Annotated in this window: 17 protein-coding genes; 7 read left to right on the top strand and 10 right to left on the bottom strand. The window is 72.0% G+C overall.

All coding sequences use genetic code 11. The features are described 5' to 3' along the window. Positions 1-383 precede the first annotated feature (383 nt). Positions 384-1,943 carry a sodium:solute symporter family protein gene (locus tag ACWGJ5_RS16175; RefSeq protein WP_453310350.1) on the top strand — a complete coding sequence of 520 codons (1,560 nt, stop codon included), beginning with the start codon at positions 384-386 and terminating at the stop codon, positions 1,941-1,943. Positions 1,944-1,965: 22 nt separating this feature from the next. Here ACWGJ5_RS16175 and ACWGJ5_RS16170 read toward each other — a convergent pair whose 3' ends face one another. Then, complete coding sequence (locus ACWGJ5_RS16170; protein WP_453310349.1) at positions 1,966-3,081, bottom strand: ADP-ribosylglycohydrolase family protein; 1,116 nt, start codon at positions 3,079-3,081, stop codon at positions 1,966-1,968. A 109-nt stretch (positions 3,082-3,190) separates the two neighbouring features. Further along, entirely contained in the window at positions 3,191-3,943 is a 753-nt protein-coding gene (locus ACWGJ5_RS16165) for a TetR/AcrR family transcriptional regulator (RefSeq protein ID WP_453310348.1), read from the bottom strand. 104 nt (positions 3,944-4,047) lie between these two features. Between ACWGJ5_RS16165 and ACWGJ5_RS16160 the strand changes: the two genes are divergently transcribed. Beyond that, positions 4,048-5,070, top strand: coding sequence for an alpha/beta fold hydrolase (locus ACWGJ5_RS16160; protein ID WP_453310347.1), 1,023 nt, complete (start codon positions 4,048-4,050; stop codon positions 5,068-5,070). On the opposite strand, the gene ACWGJ5_RS16155 is transcribed toward ACWGJ5_RS16160, so the two are convergent. Continuing rightward, positions 5,063-7,558 (bottom strand): tetratricopeptide repeat protein, encoded by a 2,496-nt coding sequence (locus ACWGJ5_RS16155; protein ID WP_453310346.1) that lies wholly within the window; start codon positions 7,556-7,558, stop codon positions 5,063-5,065. The two genes, ACWGJ5_RS16160 and ACWGJ5_RS16155, sit on opposite strands and share 8 nt — an antisense overlap. Before the next feature lie 84 nt (positions 7,559-7,642). Here ACWGJ5_RS16155 and ACWGJ5_RS16150 point away from each other — a divergent pair, with 84 nt between their 5' ends. After that, positions 7,643-8,152, top strand: a complete 510-nt coding sequence (locus tag ACWGJ5_RS16150; protein WP_453310345.1) for a DUF2165 domain-containing protein — start codon at positions 7,643-7,645, stop codon at positions 8,150-8,152. Here ACWGJ5_RS16150 and ACWGJ5_RS16145 read toward each other — a convergent pair. From ACWGJ5_RS16145 to ACWGJ5_RS16135, 3 genes are all read right to left on the bottom strand, one after another. Further along, a complete protein-coding gene (locus ACWGJ5_RS16145; protein ID WP_453310344.1) occupies positions 8,145-8,714 on the bottom strand; it encodes a hypothetical protein in 570 nt (189 codons plus the stop codon). The genes ACWGJ5_RS16150 and ACWGJ5_RS16145 overlap by 8 nt on opposite strands. A 59-nt stretch (positions 8,715-8,773) precedes the next feature. Continuing rightward, positions 8,774-11,359 (bottom strand): bifunctional FO biosynthesis protein CofGH, encoded by a 2,586-nt coding sequence (locus ACWGJ5_RS16140; RefSeq protein ID WP_453310343.1) that lies wholly within the window; start codon positions 11,357-11,359, stop codon positions 8,774-8,776. A 64-nt stretch (positions 11,360-11,423) separates the two neighbouring features. After that, a complete protein-coding gene (locus tag ACWGJ5_RS16135) occupies positions 11,424-12,269 on the bottom strand; it encodes an LLM class F420-dependent oxidoreductase (protein ID WP_453310342.1) in 846 nt (281 codons plus the stop codon). Between the two features lie 153 nt (positions 12,270-12,422). Here ACWGJ5_RS16135 and ACWGJ5_RS16130 point away from each other — a divergent pair, with 153 nt between their 5' ends. Continuing rightward, entirely contained in the window at positions 12,423-13,940 is a 1,518-nt protein-coding gene (locus tag ACWGJ5_RS16130; RefSeq protein WP_453310341.1) for a CehA/McbA family metallohydrolase, read from the top strand. Here the strand turns inward: ACWGJ5_RS16130 and ACWGJ5_RS16125 are convergent. After that, positions 13,933-14,445 carry a PadR family transcriptional regulator gene (locus ACWGJ5_RS16125; protein WP_453310340.1) on the bottom strand — a complete coding sequence of 171 codons (513 nt, stop codon included), beginning with the start codon at positions 14,443-14,445 and terminating at the stop codon, positions 13,933-13,935. The genes ACWGJ5_RS16130 and ACWGJ5_RS16125 overlap by 8 nt on opposite strands. A gap of 93 nt (positions 14,446-14,538) precedes the next feature. On the opposite strand from ACWGJ5_RS16125, the gene ACWGJ5_RS16120 reads away from it, so the two are divergent. Both ACWGJ5_RS16120 and ACWGJ5_RS16115 read left to right on the top strand, forming a co-directional pair. Then, positions 14,539-15,108, top strand: a complete 570-nt coding sequence (locus ACWGJ5_RS16120) for a hypothetical protein (RefSeq protein WP_453310339.1) — start codon at positions 14,539-14,541, stop codon at positions 15,106-15,108. Then, on the top strand, positions 15,105-16,418 hold the full coding sequence (locus ACWGJ5_RS16115; RefSeq protein ID WP_453310338.1) for a carotenoid oxygenase family protein: 1,314 nt from the start codon (positions 15,105-15,107) through the stop codon (positions 16,416-16,418). The genes ACWGJ5_RS16120 and ACWGJ5_RS16115 overlap by 4 nt, the downstream gene beginning before the upstream one ends. Here ACWGJ5_RS16115 and ACWGJ5_RS16110 read toward each other — a convergent pair. The 3 genes from ACWGJ5_RS16110 to ACWGJ5_RS16100 are packed head-to-tail and all read right to left on the bottom strand — an operon-like array spanning position 16,415 to position 17,616. After that, entirely contained in the window at positions 16,415-16,837 is a 423-nt protein-coding gene (locus ACWGJ5_RS16110; RefSeq protein WP_453310337.1) for a hypothetical protein, read from the bottom strand. The two genes, ACWGJ5_RS16115 and ACWGJ5_RS16110, sit on opposite strands and share 4 nt — an antisense overlap. Before the next feature lie 3 nt (positions 16,838-16,840). Continuing rightward, positions 16,841-17,119 carry a hypothetical protein gene (locus ACWGJ5_RS16105; protein ID WP_453310336.1) on the bottom strand — a complete coding sequence of 93 codons (279 nt, stop codon included), beginning with the start codon at positions 17,117-17,119 and terminating at the stop codon, positions 16,841-16,843. A gap of 32 nt (positions 17,120-17,151) precedes the next feature. Then, positions 17,152-17,616 carry a hypothetical protein gene (locus ACWGJ5_RS16100; protein ID WP_453310335.1) on the bottom strand — a complete coding sequence of 155 codons (465 nt, stop codon included), beginning with the start codon at positions 17,614-17,616 and terminating at the stop codon, positions 17,152-17,154. Between the two features lie 85 nt (positions 17,617-17,701). Between ACWGJ5_RS16100 and ACWGJ5_RS16095 the strand changes: the two genes are divergently transcribed. Continuing rightward, on the top strand, positions 17,702-18,097 hold the full coding sequence (locus tag ACWGJ5_RS16095; protein WP_453310334.1) for a nitroreductase family deazaflavin-dependent oxidoreductase: 396 nt from the start codon (positions 17,702-17,704) through the stop codon (positions 18,095-18,097). Positions 18,098-18,112 lie beyond the last annotated feature (15 nt).

Genomic DNA, 18,112 nt, shown 5'->3' with positions numbered 1-18,112 from the left:
GGCATTTCGATCCACAGACGACACAGCGGACGGCACAGCGAATGCCGCGCCGGTGCACCGGACCCTGAATCCAGAATGGACCATGATCCCGCACACCGGCGCGGCATTCGTGAAGAATGACGGCTCGCGAGTTCTCGTTATTTCCTTTCGAACCCCGCGCTCCAGCAATAGCTAACGCCGCCCACGGAGCGATGTAAAGGCCGGTCGGCGAGAACGGCATTATCTGTCAGCGGGGTGTCAGCCGGCGTGCGGCCTCCGGGACCGGACACAGCCCGGAGAATGTTCAGATAGGTGAACGAAGGTCACCACAACGAACATCTTTGCTGTCTCTTGACCCAACGCTCGCTTGTCGTGTTCACGTGGCGGCACCCACGATCGGGCACATGAACAGTCTCGACTGGGCCGTGCTCATCGGCTACTTCGGTGTGATGGTCGCGATCGGCGTCTGGTCGCACAAGCGCGTGGACAACGTCTCCGACTTCTTCACGGCCGGCGGCAAGATGCCCTGGTGGCTCTCCGGCATCTCGCACCACATGTCGGGCTACAGCGCGGTCATGTTCACCGGGTACGCGGGCATCGCCTACACCTACGGCGTCACCTCCTTCGTCACCTGGTCCTTCCCCATCGCGCTCGGCATCGCCATCGGTTCGAAGCTGTTCGCGCCCCGTATCAACCGACTGCGCTCCCGGCTCCAGGTGGCCTCCCCGCTGGAGTACCTGAAGAACCGTTACAACCTGTCCACCCAGCAGGCGCTCGCCTGGTCCGGCATGCTGCTGAAGATCGTGGACGTGGGCGCCAAGTGGGCGGCGATCGCCACCCTCTTGTCGGTGTTCACCGGGGTCACCCTGAACCAGGGCATCCTCATCACCGGTGCGATCACGGCCGTGTACTGCACGATCGGCGGCCTGTGGGCGGACGCGCTGACCGAACTCGGGCAGTTCGTCATCCAGTTGCTCGCCGGAGTCTCGATGTTCATCGCCGTCGTACTGAAGCTGAACGACAAGCACATCGGCTTCTTCGACGCCTGGAACCAGCCGGCGCTGCACGGCCACGGCAAGCCGCTGGTCGGCCCCTACGGCACGGTGTTCCTGCTGGCGTTCCTGTTCATCAAGCTCTTCGAGTACAACGGCGGCATGCTCAACCAGGCGCAGCGGTACATGGCGACGGGCAGCGCCCACGCGGCCGAGCGCGGCGCCCGCCTGTCGGCGATCCTGTGGCTGGTCTGGCCGGTCGTCCTCTTCTTCCCCATGTGGATGTCCCCCCTCCTGGTCCACGCCCAGAAGCCGGACGGTTCCGACTCCTACGGCCTGATGACCGAACAGCTGCTGCCGCACGGGCTGTTGGGCCTGGTCGTCGTCGGATTCTTCTCCCACACGATGGCCATGTGCTCCTCCGACGCCAACGCGATCTCGGCGGTGTTCACACGTGACGTGGCGCCGGTGCTGTCCTCCCGGGCCCGGGCCTGGGGCGAGCGCTCCGGCCTGATCGCGGCCCGGGTGACGACCCTCGCCTTCCTCGGTCTGTCCATGGCGGTGGCGACGCAGGTCGACTCCCCCACGTTCAAGGACATCATCACGGTCGTCATCAAGTGGGTCGCCGGTCTGATGGGCCCGATCGCGATCCCGATGATGCTGGGCCTGCTCCGCCCGTTCCGCCGCTCCGGACCGACGGCGGCGCTCACCAGCTGGGCGGCGGGTCTGCTGGCGTTCTGGCTGGTGAACTACCCCATCAACTGGAACGTCTCCGGCGGGGTCCCGCTCCAGTACCAGGTCTCGATCCCGCTGGCGGTGTCCCTGGTCCTGTACGTCGCCATCGGCTACCTGAAGCCGGAGGACACCCCCGAGCGTCTGGCCGTCATCGAGAAGGTCAACACCGACGGGGACGCGGTCGCGGCGGTACCGGTCCCCGCGGGTGCCGGGGACGACGTGGTGGGAGCGCCGTAGAGCCGCTTCGGGGTGCTGCGGCTCAGGCCCTCGGGTACCTCACCAGCCATCCCGGCGACGACCCCGCCGGACCATGAAGCGCCGGGCCCTGGGTCATCTCCATCGCGAAGTCGTCGGCGAGTTCCAGAACCGTCGGGCGGCCCTCCAGCTCGGCCACCCAGGCCGGGGGGAGGGCCGTTTCGCCGTGGAGGGCGCCCAGGAGGCCGCCGGTGAGCGCGCCCGCCGCGGCCGAGGGCCCGCTCTGGTTCACCGCGAGGCACAGTCCGTGCCGGACGTCCTCCCCCACCAGGGCGCAGTACACCGACGCCGCCAGCAGCCCGTCCGCCGTACCGTCGCCGGCCAGTTCCTCCACGCGGGTCGGGCTCGGGATTCCCTGCCGCACCGCCCCGAGGGCATGCTGCAGGGCGTCCGAGACGGGCTGGTGGCCGGGCCGGGCGGCGAGCAGGGCGAGGGCGCGCTGCACGGCGCCGTCCAGGCTCTCGCCCCGGGCCAGCGCATGCACGATCACGGCGTACGCGCCCGCCGACAGGTAGGCGAGAGGGTGCCCGTGGCTCTGGGCGGCGCACTCCACCGCCAGCTGGGCGACGAGCTGCGGCTCCCAGCCGACCAGCAGACCGAAGGGCGCGGACCGGGTCACCGCCTCGGGCCCCAGCTCGCCGGGGTTCTTCGGTGACTCCAGCGTGCCCATGGTGTCGTCGCCGAACCCGACGAGCAGGGCCCGGGTCGGCTCCCGGCGGGCGTACAGCCACTCCTCACGGGCGAGCCAGCCGTCGTCCTTGCGGCGCTCGTCGGGTCCCCAGTCCCGCTGGGTGGCCGCCCAGCGCCGGTAGGCCCGGTGCAGATCGGTCGGCGGATGCCAGGCGCCGGTGTCGCGGCGCACCTGGGCCCTTATCAGCCCGTCCGTGCTGAACAGGGTGAGCTGGGTGTGATGGGTGACCGTGCCGCGCCGCCCGTGCCCGAAGGCCAGGTCGAGCAGCCCCTCGGGGCCGTACGCGGCCCTGATCTCCTCCAGGGACAGCGGGTCGGCGGGCCCGCCGAGCGCGTCGCCCACGGCGGCCCCCAGCAGGGTGCCGCGCACCCTGCTGCGGTAGTCCTGCTGCTCGGCTCGGCCCCAGACGGCGCCGGATGTCGCACTCATCCAGACCTCCCCACGGCACCGTCCGCCCGTACGACGTTCAGCACTGTAATCGACGCGGAACGGTCCGTTCACGGGGGCAAATCGCCCCCCAGTGGTCATTCCCGCTCAGCTACGGACGCCCGGCGACGAGTGCTTCGACCCCGTCGAGGATCCGGTCGAGCCCGAAGTCGAGCGGGTCGGTGCCGTCCGGTTCGAAGGCGCCTTCGGCGATGGCCCGGGTCAGGGCCGGGAACCGGTCCGCGTGGCGCTGGAGCACCTCGGCGGTGAGCCGGTTCCACTCCCGGTCCTGGTCCGCGTCGAAGTCGGCCGTCTGCTGGGCGAGGCTGCGCGCCAGGCCGACGACCAGGACGAAGACCTGGTGCCGCTGGGCCGCCGGCAGGCCGGTGGGCTCCAGGGCGGCGTGCGCCGCGTCCAGCCAGCGGAGCTGGTGCGGACCCATGACCTGGCGGCGCATCGCGGTGGCGGCGAGCACCCAGGGATGGGCCCGGTACAGATCCAGGCAGCGGCGGGCCCACAGCCGTGTCGCGGCTCGCCAGTCGCCCTCGGCGGCGGAGAGGTCGGGGACCTCGGCGAGCATCGACTCGATCATCAGCTCGACCAGTTCCGCCTTGCCGGGCACATAGCGGTACAGCGCCATGGCCGAGACGCCGAACCCGGCGGCGACCTTGCTCATCGAGACCGCGTCCAGCCCCTGGGCGTCGGCCAGTTCCACGGCGGCCGCGGCGATGCGCTGCGGGGACAGCGTCGGCTTGGGCCCGCGGGTGGGCTGTTCCTGCTCGCCCCACAGCAGCGCGAGCACCGCCTGCGGGTCGCGCGGCTTGTCCTGCTGCTCCTTGCCGCTTCTGGCGTTCCGTCCGGCCACGAGGCCCTCCCACTCGGCTCCGGCGAAGCCCGTTGACTCCGCCCCTCAACTGTATATACCGTAAACACAACAGCTGACGGCATAAACAGTTTAGGGGGAACACCATGCTGCTCACCTACCGCGCCCTCAAGCGCCGCGCCCTCGCCAGGAAGCTCGCGATCACCACCCCGAACGGCATCGACGAGTCCTCGTACGTCCGCATCGGCGGCATCGACCAGTGGATCTCCGTCCGCGGCGAGGACCGGACCAACCCCGTGCTCCTGGAGGTCCACGGCGGCCCCGGCTCCTCCAACCTGATCTTCACCCCGCGCACCCGCGCCTGGGAGCGGCACTTCACGATCGTCCGCTGGGACATGCGGGGCGCCGGCCGGACCTTCACGGCGGGCGGCCCGGAAGGCCAGGGCGAGCTGACCCTCGACCGCCTCTACGCGGACGCCCTCGAGGTCACCGACCACGTCCGCGCCCGCCTGAACGTGGACAAGGTCCTCCTCCTCGCCAACAGCTTCGGCACGGTCACCGGCCTCCGCCTGGCCCGCAACCACCCCGAGCGGTACTCGGCCTACGTCGGCACCGACCAGAACATCGTCGAAGGCGGCCGGGACCACTCCGGCTACGAGGCGCTGCTGGCCCGGCTGGCGAAGGCGGGCAGGAAGAAGCAGCTGGCGCAGATGACGGCCATCGGCCCGGACCGCTCGGCCTGGTCGTCCCACGAGTGGGCCGAGTACGCGAAGACGGTCGTCACCACCGACCCCCTCACCTACGACACCATGAAGACGGTCGTGATCCGCTCCCTCTGGTTCTCCCCGCTCCACACCCTGCGCGACCTGCGCACCTTCCTGAAGGCCCAGACCTTCTCCGAGCCGCTCGGCCCGCAGGCGACGACGATCGACGAGTACGCCGAGGGCACGGCCTTCCGCCTGCCCTTCTTCGTCTTCCAGGGCGAGAGCGACGTCCTCACCCCACCCGGGCCGGCCCGCCGCTTCTACGACGAAGTCACCGCTCCCGTAAAGGACTTCGCCCTGATCCGGGAGGCGAGCCATTTCGCGTCCTTCCGCCACCCCGACCGCTTCCTGGACCTGCTGCTGACGAAGGTGCGGCCGGTGGTGACCGGGGAGCAGGTCAGTTGACGGAGGACGGGTGGTGGCGCGGTGGCGGGGGTGTCGGGGCGCAGAGGCGGGCGGCGTGCGCCTCGTCCGCCTCGGCCAGGGCGTCCTCGCCGAGGCGGCGGTGCACCTCAGCCCGGCGTTCCAGCGCCCAGACATAGACGGGGTTGAGCCCGAGGGCGCGGTCGAGGTCGGCCACGGCCTCCTGGAGGCGGCCCAGGTTCGCCTGGGAGGCGCCGCGGCTCGCGTACGCCGACGCGTAGTCGGGGTCCAGGGCGAGCGCCCGGTCGTAGTCGACGAGGGCCTCCTCGTCCCGGCCGGCCCCCCGCAGCGCGTCACCGCGCTCGCAGCGGCCCCAGGCCCAGTCCGGCTGGAGGGCGAGGGCCCGGTCGAGGTCGGCGAGCTGCCGGGTGCGGTCCCGGCGGGCGCGCCAGAGACGGCCCCGGCGGGCGAGCGCCCACGCGTAGTCGGGGTTGAGTTCGAGCGCCCGGTCCAGATCGGCGTGCGCGTCGTCCAGCTCGCCGAGGGCCAGGCGGGCGGCGCCCCGGGAGGCCCAGGCGAAGGCCTGGCCGGGGTCGAGCCGGATCCCTTGGTCGAGGTCGGCCACCGCTTCCTCGTACCGGCCCAGGATCCGCAGGTGCTCACCGTGCAGGAACATGTTGTACGGATTGTCCGGCTCCAGCTCCAGCACCCGGCGCAGGTCCTCGAGGGCCCCCCGGTAGTCGGCGAGCGAGCTGCGCGCCAGGGCCTTGCCCCGCAGGGCCCGCACCAGGGAGGGGTCGAGGGCGAGGGCCCGGTCGTACTCGTCCAGCGCGGCCTGCTGGTCACCGCCGCGCGCCAGGGCGTCGCCCCGCACCGCGCATGCCGTCGCCCGCCACGGCTCCTCACCCCGAGCCCGGTCCAGCAGCAGACCGGCCACCCCGGCCGCCGCGTCCGCCGCGAACGCCTCCGCCAGCCCGCTTCCCCAGCTCGCCGGGCTCCGCGCGCCCGTGGCACCCGTGTCTTCGCCTGCCTCCACCAGCAGCCGCACCCAGCGCCACAGGACGTCGTCCCCGTGGTCGCAGACGGTGACGACGTCCGCCAGCACGGCGGGCAGCGCGGCGCGGGGATCCGCGCAGAGCGAGTGGTAGGACTCGGCGAGGCGCAGCTCCCGCCAGTCCTCCTCCTTCCAGAACTCCCCCGGTTCCAGGGCCGATTCGGTCTCCGTGCGCCACCGTGCGAAGGTCCCCGCGAGCCGCCGGTGCCGCTCGGCCCAGCCCCGCGGCGACTGCCGGCGCTGGAGCCGCAGCATCGGCGCCCGCACGAGGTCGTGGTACCGCATCCGGTCCCCGCGCCCGCTGACGAACGGCATGCCCTGCAGCCAGGCGTACAGCCCGTCGAACTCCTCCTCCGGGCACTCGACCACGGCCCGGAACACATCCGCGTCCAGCGTGCGGGGCAGCGCGCAGGCCAGTGCGGCGGCCCGGCGCACCGGATCCTGCTCCCACTTCAGGAACCGTTCCACGGCCGTTCCGCTGGGATCGCCCACGTCCCGCGGGTCGGCGGGGCGCGTCTCGGCCAGGGTGGAGACGAGCACCGGCAGGCCCCCGGTCAGCCGCAGCACCTCGGCGACGACCGGTTCGTCCCGGACGCCCTTGTCCGCGAGGAGTCCGCGCGCCTCCGTTTCCGTGAACGGGCCGAGCCGTACGTCCGCCACGAAGTCCGCGAATCCGGCCCAGCGGGCCGGGGCGAGCGGGAGCTGCCCCGCGGTCACCAGGACGACGTTGGCCGGCAGGGTGCCGTACCGGTCCGTCGTCATGATCTCGTGCAGCCAGCCGTCCAGGAACGCGCCGGTGCGCTCGTAGGTGTCGAAGAGCAGCACGATCCACGGGGCGGCGGTGGCGGAGGCCGCGAGCTCGCCCAGCAGCGCCGGGGTCAGGACCCGCTCCGGCGACAGCACCAGGCGCACGTCCTCCTGGTTGCGCAGCCGCGCGCTCAGCCCTGCCCGCAACCGGTCGGCGCTCTGGGCGAGTTGTGCCGCGTCCAGCGCACCGGCGAACGGCCCGACGCCCGGCACCATGCCGAGCCCGACGAGGCCGGCCCGCGCCACGGCCAGCGAACCGGCCGACGGGTGCGGCGCCGCCTCCGGGTCGAGGGCGAGGGCGGCCGCCTCGGCCTCGTGCCGCCGCTCCCGGTAGGCGGCCAGCAGCCGCTCCAGCTCCTTGCACCGGTGGCCCTGCCGGCCGAGCTGGTCGCACACCGCCGCCATGGCCTCCGGCACGCTGCCCACGCTCTCGTCCACGTACGCCGTCAGCGCCCCGCGCTCCCGCGCGATCTGTTCCAACTCCCGGATCAGGAAGGTCTTTCCGACGCCCGCGTTGCCGTGGACGTGGAAGAGGAAGCGGTGCCGTTCGTCCTCGGGCGGTAGCTCCAAGTTGGTCCGGAATGCCGCCCGTTCGTCGCCGCGGCCGACGAAACCCGCTCGTCTGCGCCGCCCGATCAGCTCCTGCATCGACGGCCGTGCCTGCGCCATCCGTCAGCCCCTCCCCTGTCCGCCCTCCCATTCTGGCCTGATCGCCACGCGATAACCGGGCCTGGAACAGGGGAGAATTCAGCCATGACCACCACCCCCACACGTCACGCCGGTCTCGGCCTGGCCGCCGGAGTGCTCACCGGCATACTCGCCCTCTACATCGCCCTCGTCGCCCTCGGGAACATCACCGACTTCGGGACGAACCAGCAGTTCGTCCGGCATGTGCTGGCGATGGACACGACCTTCCACGACAAGGACCTGATGTGGCGGGCGATCACCAGCACCGGGCTTCAGGACACCGCCTACGTCCTGATCATCGCGTGGGAGACGGTGGCCGCCCTGGTCCTGATCTGGGGCACGTACCTCTGGGCGCGGCGGACGGACGGCACCCTCGCCCGGCGCATCTCCACCTACGGGCTGCTGATGCTCCTGCTGCTCTTCGGCGCCGGGTTCATCGCGATCGGCGGTGAGTGGTTCTCGATGTGGCAGTCCAAGGCCTGGAACGGGCTGGACGCCGCGACCCGTGTCTTCCTGCTCGCCGGAGTCGCGCTGATCGTCAACCAGCTGCCCACGCGGCAGTCGGACGCTACTTGACGATCGTCACGTTCGTGCTCGTGTCGCCGAAGGACCACAGGGCGGCGCCGTCTTCCTTGTGCATACGGATGCCGCCCAGTTTCTGACCGCCCGCCGGGGGCGGCGAGGAGCCGTCCAGAGCGTTGGAGAAGGCGACGTTCACGCCCTGCACCTTGGTTATGTACATGACGTGCTCGATCTCGACGCCGTCCGACCCCTTCAGCGACTGCCGGCGCGCGATGATCGAGTAACGGCCGGGCTGCGGGCTCACCGTGCCCGGCCACACCGTGAACGTGCGGGTCGCCCTGCCCGTCGCGTCGACCAGCCACACCCGCTTCTCGCCGAGCGAGTACACGATCCGGCGGCCCCCGCCCGACCCGTCCGGCAGGGCGGGGACGGCCGGGGAGTGCGGCGCGGTGGACGCGTGGGCGCTCGCCGACGCCGACGAGCTCGGCCTGGCCGCGGCGGCGACGGCCGTGGGACGCGGCCCGTGGTCCGCCTGCACGGCGAGGGCGACGACGGCCGCGGTCGCGCCCGCCGTCAGGCCGGTGACCCAGGCCCAGGAGGGCAGTCGGGCAGCCACGGGTACGCATCTCCTCCGCTACGGGGCCCCGCCTCAGGTCGGGGGTCGGATCATCGTACTCAGTCCAGGACCGGCAACAATTCCGGCAGGTGGCCGTCGGAGGCCTCCGCCGCCCGCCGACGCTCCTGCGGCACCTCGCCGTAGAGCGTGGTGCGCGGTTTCGCCGGGCGGCCGGCCGCCTCGGCCACGGCGACCAGGTCGCGGACCGACTTGTACGAGCCGTAGGAGGAGCCCGCCATGCGGGAGATCGTCTCCTCCATCAGGGTTCCGCCCAGGTCGTTCGCTCCCGACCGGAGCATCTCCGCCGCACCCTCCGCGCCCAGTTTGACCCAGCTTGTCTGGATGTTCGGGATCCAGGGGTGGAGCAGGAGCCGGGCCATCGCCGTCACCGCGCGGTTGTCACGCGTGGAAGGGCCCGGGCGCGCGATGCCCGCCAGGTACACCGGTGCGTTCGTGTGGATGAAGGGGAGGGTGACGAACTCCGTGAAGCCGCCCGTCTCCCGCTGGATCCGCGCCAGCGTGCGCAGGTGGCCCAGCCAGTGGCGGGGCTGGTCGACATGGCCGTACATCATCGTGGAGGAGGAGCGGATGCCCAGCTCGTGGGCCGTCTTCACCACCTCGATCCAGGTGGCCGTGGGCAGCTTGCCCTTGGTCAGCACCCAGCGGACCTCGTCGTCCAGGATCTCCGCCGCCGTGCCGGGGACGGTGTCCAGGCCGGACTCCTTGGCGGCCGTCAGCCACTCGCGGATCGACATGCCCGTCCTGGTCGCGCCGTTCACCACCTCCATCGGGGAGAAGGCGTGCACGTGCATGCCCGGGACGCGGGACTTCACCGCCCTCGCGATGTCGAAGTACGCCGTGCCCGGCAGGTCCGGGTGGATGCCGCCCTGCATGCACACCTCGACCGCGCCCACGTCCCAGGCCTGCTGGGCGCGGTCGGCGACCTGCTCCAGCGACAGCGTGTACGCGTCGGCGTCCGTACGGCGCTGGGCGAAGGCGCAGAAGCGGCAGCCGGTGTAGCAGACGTTGGTGAAGTTGATGTTGCGGGTGACGATGTACGTCACGTCGTCGCCGACCGCGGCCTTGCGCACGTCGTCGGCCACCCGGCACAGCGCGTCCAGCGCCGGGCCGTCCGCGTGCAGCAGGGCCAGGGCCTCGGCGTCGGTCAGGCGGGTCGGATCGTCGGCCGCGGTCGCGAGCGCCTGCCGTACGTCCGTGTCGATGCGCTCCGGCGCCATACCGGGGGCGGCCGCCTCGCGCAGCGCCTCCCAGTCGCCGTACACCTCGTCGAAGTCGTCACGCCGGTCGGCGGTGCGGCCCTCGGTGTCGATCGTGCGGTGCAGGTCCGTACGGCCGGCCGGGACGAAGACCTCCTCGGGCTCCTGCCACGGGTGGCCCTCGACGGTCGCGTCCGGGCGGGCCAGGCCGGTCTCCGGGTCGGCCAGCGCCCTCACGTGCGGGCGCAAGCGGGGGTCCAGCCAGGGCTCGCCGCGACGCACGAACTCCGGGTAGACACAGAGGCGTTCGCGGAGCTCGAAGCCCGCGGCGGCCGATCTCGCGGCCAGCTCCTCGATCTGCGGCCAGGGGCGTTCGGGATTGACGTGGTCGATGGTCAGGGGCGACACCCCGCCCCAGTCGTCGATGCCGGCGCCGATCAGCCGCTCGTACTCGGAGTCGACCAGGTTCGGCGGGGCCTGGAGGCAGCCGGACGGGCCCATGATGTGGCGGGCCACGGCCACCGTGGCGACCAGCTCGTCCAGTTCGGCGTCCGGCATGCCGCGCATCGCCGTGTCCGGCTTGGCGCGGAAGTTCTGGATGATCAGCTCCTGGATGCCGTGGTAGGCCCGGGAGACCTTGCGGAGGGCGAAGAGGGACTCGGCCCGCTCCTCGTACGTCTCCCCGATGCCGATGAGCAGGCCGGAGGTGAAGGGGACGGACGAGCGGCCGGCGTCCTCCAACACCCGCAGCCGTACGGCCGGTTCCTTGTCGGGCGAGCCGTGGTGCGGGCCGCCGGGCTCGGACCACAGCCGGGTCGCGGTCGTCTCCAGCATCATGCCCATGGACGGGGCGACGGGCTTGAGCCGCTGGAAGTCCGTCCAGGTCATGACGCCCGGGTTGAGGTGGGGCAGCAGGCCCGTCTCCTCCAGGATGCGGATGGAGATCGCGCGGACGTAGGCGATGGTGTCGTCGTAGCCGTGCGCGTCGAGCCACTCGCGCGCCTCGGGCCAGCGGTCCTCCGGCTTGTCGCCGAGGGTGATCAGGGCTTCCTTGCAGCCGAGGGCGGCGCCCTTGCGGGCGATGTCCAGCACCTCGTCCGGGGACATGAACATTCCGTGGCCGGCCCGGCGCAGTTTGCCGGGGACGGTGACGAAGGTGCAGTAGTGGCACTTGTCCCGGCACAGCCGGGTGAGGGGGACGAAGACGCTCTTCGAGTACGTGATGACGCCGGGACGGCCCGCCTGTTCGAGACCCGCGTCGCGCACCCGGGCGGCGGACGCGGCGAGGTCGGTCAGGGCCTCGCCACGGGCCTGGAGCAGCACCGCCGCCTCGGCGACGTCGAGGGCGACGCCGTCCCGGGCGCGTTTGAGGGCGCGACGCATGGAGTTCTCGGTCGGTCCGGTTCCGGAGGTCGCGGAAGTCGTCATCCCTCAACCATACGTTCGGGGTGATCAGAGCAAGGGGCTCCGCCCGGCCCACCGGAAGTTCGGCCTACAGAAAGCTTCCGTACTCGTCCAGCACCGCCAGCACCTCCGCCTCCCCCGCCGGCGGCAACTGCAGTACGACCTCCTCGATGCCCAGGTCCGCGTAGTGGGCCAGCTTGCCCGGGGTCGCCTGGACCGCGTACGGAACGACCTGGAGCGCGGCCGGGTCGCGGCCCGCGTCCGCCCACAGCGTGCGCAGCACCGGCAGGGACTCGGTGAGACCCCGGCCGCCGATCGGCAGCCAGCCGTCGGCGTACTCGGCGATGTGCGCGAACAGCTTCGGCCCGGCCGCCCCGCCGACGAGCGTGCGGGGGCCGGTCACCGGGCCACGCGGCTTCTGCGCGGGCTTGGGATGCGCGTGGCTGGCCCGTACGGCGGCGAACTCGCCGTCGTAGGACGTCGGTTCCCCGGCCCACAGCGCCTGCATCAGCCGCACCCGGTCCCGGACCAGCTCCCGGCGCGTGCGCCACTGCACGCCGTGGTCGGCGGCCTCCTCCACGTTCCAGCCGTAGCCGAGGCCGAGGGTGAAACGGCCGCCGGACAGGTGGTCCAGGGTGGCGATCTGCTTGGCCAGGGCGATGGGGTCGTGCTGGGCGGGCAGGGTGATGCCGGTGCCGAGGCCGAGGCGCTCGGTGACGGCCGCGGCCTGGCCGAGGGCGACGAAGGGGTCGAGGGTGCGGCCGTATTCGCGGGGCAGGTCGCCGCCGGCCGGGTAGGGGGTGGTCCGCTCGACCGGGATGTGGGTGTGTTCGGGGAGGTAGAGACCGGCGTAACCGCGGTGTTCCAGTTCGCGGGCGAGCCGTACCGGAGAGATGGTCTCGTCGGTGAGGAAGATGGTGACGGCGATACGCATGGCCCATCTGTACCGGGCCGGGCCTCCACTGTCCATACCGACTGGTCGGCACAGCCCGCGCCGGTGGCCGTGACGTCGCGTGCACGACACCTGTCGGATGCCAATCGCCCGCTCTTTCACGAGTGTTCACGCGCGCGCGGGAGACTGACCGCCATGGCTGAAGACACGCACGGTCAGGCTCATGGCATCGGCAGACGCGCGCTGTTCGTGACGGGCGCCGCCGCTGCCCTTACGTTGGGAAGCGTGAGCTTCGCAGCGGCGGACGGTCAGCAGCAGGAGACCCGGTCGGTTCGCGGCACCCTGCCGCCCGGCTCCCCCGACTTCGTGTACGTGCCGGTCGAAGTCCCGGCCGGCGTACGGGAGATCAAGGTCTCCTACACCTACGACAGGCCCTCGGTCCCGGCCGGCACCACGGGCAACGCACTCGACATCGGCCTGTTCGACTGGCACGGCACCGAGCTGGGCGGCCGGGGCTTCCGCGGCTGGTCGGGCGGAGCGCGGACGGAGTTCTTCGTCCGGGCCGACGACGCGACCCCCGGGTACATCCCCGGCCCGGTGCGGGAGGGCACCTGGTACGTGGCGCTGGGCCCCTACACGGTCGCGCCGCAGGGGCTGGCGTACGAGCTGACGATCACGCTGACCTACGGCGAGGCGGGCGAGACCCCACGGCCGGTGTATCCGCCCTCCCGGGCCAAGGGGCGGGGCCGGGACTGGTACCGGGGCGACTGCCATCTGCACTCCTGGTACTCCGACGGCCGCCGCACCCCGGCCGAGATCGCGGCCCTCGCGCGGGCGGCGGGCCTGGACTTCATCAACTCCTCGGACCACAACACCCACTCCGCGCACGCCCATTGGGCGGACCAGGCCGGCGACGACCTGCTGATCATGCTCGGCGAGGAGGTCACCACCCGCAACGGCCACGTGGTGGCGCTCGGCACCGATCCGGGTACGTTCGTGGACTGGCGCTACCGGGCCCGGGACAACCGCTGGGCCCGCTTCGCGCGGGACATCCGCCGTGCCGGCGGCCTGGTCGTCCCCGCCCACCCGCACGCCACCTGCGTCGGCTGCGGCTGGAAGTTCGGCTTCGGCGAGGCGGACGCCGTGGAGGTGTGGAACGGCCCCTACACCCCGGACGACGAGGTGACGCTGGCCGACTGGGACAACCAGCTGGTCGCCTCCGTGCGGCAGGGGCGGCCCTGGCTCCCGGCGATGGGCAACAGCGACGCCCACCGCGACCCGGACGCGGTCGGCAGTCCCCAGACGGTCGTCCTCGCCGACGACCTGACCCGGGAGGCGATCCAGGAAGGCATCCGCGCGGGACGCAGTTACGTGGCCGAGTCCAAGAACGTGACCCTCGCCTTCACGGTGGCGGGCGGGCGCGGACAGCAGGCGGGTATCGGCGAGCGGCTGGACGTGGCCGCCGACACCCCCGTGACCGTCCGGCTGGAGGTCTCGGGCGCCCCGCGCTGCTCGATCCGTTTCGTCACCGACCAGGGCGTGCTGTTCACCAGCGATCCGCTGCCGGTGTCCGGCACGGGCACGGCCGAGTGGCGTACGACGCCCTCCTACGCCGCGTACGTACGCGCCGAGCTGCGGCACGAGACGGCGGCGGGGCCGGTGCCGGGGGCGCTGGCCGCCTTCACCAACCCGATCTTCCTCGGGGCTATCTGATCTGTTCCGCGGCCCACTCGGCCCACTCGCGCCGCATCGCGTTGAAGCGCAGACCGTACTCCAGCGCGATGCGGCCGTAGACCGAGAGGTTGCCCTCGTCCCAGTCGATGGAGTCGACGAGCCGCCGCAGCTGTTCGTGTCCGGCCCGGGACAGGTCGGTCAGGTCGGCCAGGTAGGTGCGGGCCTGCTCGGGGCTGAGCACACCGAGGAAGAAGACCCGCAGCAGGACGTCGCTGCGGATGACCCGCTGGGGAGGGACCTCGGTCAGCCAGTGACGCAGCTCCGCCATGCCCTCGTCGGTGATCTCGTACTCCTTGCGGCCGCGCGGGCCCTCGGCGGCCACCGCGATCAGCCCGGCGCCCGCCAGTTTGGTCAGCTCGGTGTAGATCTGGCTCTGGTTCGCCGGCCAGACGTTGGCCAGCGAGGTCTCGAACGTCTTCAGCAGGTCGTAGCCGCTGGCGCGCCGGTCCGACAGCAGGCCGAGCAGGGCGTGTCTGAGGCTCATGCCCGCATCCTACATTCCACTCTTGACATGTCGCGAGCCGACCTTCTAGTTTTGACATGTCAAGACTGGGGTACACACTGACCGGGGGAATCCATGTCCTACCTGCGCACGTTCCTGCCGTGGATCGTCTTCGCCGCCATCCCCTCGGGGGACTGGCAGTGGGGCGCCCTGGCCGCCCTGGTGGTGGCCGTGGGGATCATCGCCCAGCAGAAGCGCTCCGGCACCGGCTTCGACGCCCTCCTCATCGAGGCCGGCTCGGCGGTCTTCTTCGCGGTCCTCGCGGCCATCGCCTTCGCCGACCCCCGCTCGGGAGTGCACGCCTACTCCGCCGCCCTCTCCTCCGGCACCCTCGCCGTCATCGCCGGCCTCTCGCTGGCGGTCGGCCGGCCCTTCACCCTGGGCATCGCCAAGCGCACCACCCCGCGCGAGTTCTGGGACCTGAAGCCCTTCATCCGGGTCAACGTCGTCATCACGTCCGTGTGGACCGCCGCCTTCGTCCTGACCGCCGTCGTCCTCGCGGTGCTGGCACACTCCGGGCACGCCCACTCGACGCCCGCGACCCTCGTCCAGATCGCCGGCTTCGTCGTCCCGATGCTCTTCACCGTCCGCTATGTCGCCCACGTCCAGGCGAAGGCCCAGGCCGCCGGGCATGTGGCCCGATGACCGCCACCCCGAAGCACCTCAGCGGCAACTACGCCCCGGTCACCGAGGAACTCACCGCGCACGACCTGCCGGTGACCGGCACGATTCCGCCCGAGCTGACCGGCTGGTACCTGCGCAACGGCCCGAACCCGGCCGACGCCGCCTCCGGGCACTGGTTCTTCGGCGACGGCATGGTCCACGGGGTGCGCCTGGAGGGCGGGCGGGCCGTCTCCTACCGCAACCGCTGGGTCCGCACGCGCCAACTGACCGACGGTGCACGGCTGTACGACGACCGGGGCCGCCGCGACCTCACCGCAGGACCGGCCAACACCCACGTCGTCCGGCACGCGGGCCGCACCCTCGCCCTGGCCGAGATCGCCCTGCCCTACGAGCTGACCCCCGACCTGGACACCAAGGGCCCGTACGACTTCGACGGCCGCCTCGCCACCGCGATGACGGCCCACCCGAAGACCTGCCCGGCCACCGGCGAACTCCACTTCTTCGGCTACGGCATGCTGGAGCCCACCCACCTCACCTACCACCGGGCCGACGCCACCGGCGAGTTGGTGCTCAGCCGGCCGGTCGAGGTGCCCGGGCCGACCATGCTGCACGACTTCGCGCTCACCGCCGGGCACGTCGTCCTCATGGACCTGCCCGTCGTCCTCGACGTCGAACTCGCCCTGGCCGGCGGCACGATGCCCTACAGCTGGGACGACGGGTACGGCGCCCGGCTCGGCGTGCTGCGCCGCGACGACCCCAACGGCGAGGTCCGCTGGTTCGCCGTCGATCCCTGCTACGTCTTCCACACCCTCAACGCCCATGACGCGCCGGACGGCACCATCGTGCTGCACGTGATGCGCTACCCGGAGATCTGGCGCCGCGACGGGAACGGCGGCACGCGGCCGCAGCAGGCCGTGCTGTGGAAGTGGACCATCGACCCGGCGGCCGGCACGGTCCGTGAGGAGCAGTGCGACGACCGGCCCGGCGAGTTCCCGCGTGTCGACGACCGGCTGACCGGACTCGCCGCCGGACACGGGCACATGACGAGCGGCACCTGCCTGGTCCGCTACGACCTGGCCACCGGGGCCGGCGCCGCGCACGACTTCGGGCCCGGACGCACCCCCGGCGAGGCCGCCTTCGCCCCCGCCGACGGCATGCCCGGCGGCCCCGGCTGGCTCATGACGTACGTGTACGACGCCGCCAGCGACCGCAGTGACCTGGCAGTCCTGGACGCCGGCGACCTCACCGCGCCCCCGGTCGCCGTGATCCATCTGCCGGCCCGGGTGCCGTTCGGCTTCCACGGCAACTGGCTGGCGGACCCGGACGGCTAAGCGGTGCCTTCGCGCGTGGCCCGGCGCAGGGCGACGATCTCGGCCACCGCGTCCAGCCAGCGGGCGGCGCGGGTCTCGGCCTCCGGGGTGGTCGAGGTCTGCGCGGCGCCGCTCAGCCAGTCCCGCAGGATCGCGGCCGGCTCCGGGGACGGCAGCGGCTCGGGCAGCTCGGCCGCGTACGCCAGACCGCCCGCCCGGACGATCTCGCCGACGAACACCAGCGAGCGCGGCAGCACGCCGAGCCGGTCCAGGGTGACCGCGGCCGCGATGGCGCCGTCACCGAACAGGGCGGTGCGGAAGGCCTCCTGGGTCAGTCCGTAACGCAGCAGCAGGGTGACGTCGGTGTCGGCCAGGACCTCGTCGTCGGTGCGGCCTTCTGGGGCCGGCGGCATGGGGGCCTCGGTTCCGGTCCAGGTCACGGGTCAGCGGACGGTGATCGTGAAGACGTAGAAGCCGGCTCGGGCGCGCGGGGTGGCGGTCAGCAGCAGCCGTACCGTGGCCCTGCCCTGCGCGAGGGCGGTGAAGTCGAAGGACTCGAGGGTCGCCGCCGACCGCACCGTGAGGGAGAACTCCTTGCCCGGTGCGACGGTGATGGTCCGGTGGCCGAAGCCGTACTCGGTGCCGGCGGCCTTGCCGGTCGCGCTGGGCGGCGCCGGGAGCGCCGGAAGGGCTGGTGCGGGCGGTACACGTGATGAGGTCATGGCGGTTCGCAATGTTCTCGGTCCTGGGGTTCTCAGTCCTGGGGCAGGTGAACTTCGACCGTGTTGGGGGTCCAGCTGTTGGCGGCCTTCGCCATGCCGCCGTTGACGAAGTCGTCCTCGCTCACCCAGGTGGTGGTGCCATACGGGTTGTAGATCTCCAACTTGTCACCCTGCTGGCCGACGACCATCAAGGCGTGCCCGTAGTACGTGCCCGTCGCGTCGGTTCCCCCGACGGCGATGGGCACCGGCTTGCCGACCTCCAGCCAGGCCGCGGCGAACGCGTTGAACGCCTCCGCCGACTCGGCGCCGCCCAGGGCGTCCTGCCCGTAGCACTGGTCGGTGACGATCGCCTTGTGGATGTGGTCAGCGTCGTCGCCCGCGCCGTCCAGTTCCTTCGCCTGCCCGGACATGCCGGACCGGACTGTGTAGCCGTCCGAAGACGCGCCCATCACGCTCCCCCGTTTGCGCTCGAACATGACCGCGGGGGAGGCTAACACGCGTCCGTCGTACGACCCCGCGCGCATCACAGGCCCCGCACGGGGCCGGCACAGCATCCACGCGAGACACCGGGAGAGCAGACAGATGTCAGCCCGCACCGACCTCAAGCACCGCCTCGTGACCGGCTTCCAGCGGCATCTCGCCAACCCGCTCAACCGGCGGCTGCCGTTCCAGGTCCTCCTGGAGACCACCGGCCGCGTCTCCGGGCTGCCCCGGCGGACGCCGGTCGGCGGGCGCAGGGTCGGCGAATCCTTCTGGCTGGTCTCCGAGTTCGGCCACAAGTCGCAGTACGTGCGCAACATCCAGGCCGACCCGAGGGTCCGCGTCCGCATCGGCGGCCGCTGGCATCACGGCACCGCCCACCTCCTGCCCGACGACGACCCGGTGGCCCGCCTGCGCTCCCTGCCCCGCTTCAACAGCGCGGCGGTACGGGCGTTCGGCACCGACCTGCTGACGGTCCGGGTGGACCTGGCGGACTGAGCGCGGCAGGTCCCG

The sequence above is a fragment of the Streptomyces sp. NPDC054783 genome, assembly GCF_053611725.1.
The sequence above is the reverse complement of the archived record's forward strand: the minus strand, read 5'-3'. Positions and strand labels throughout refer to the sequence as shown.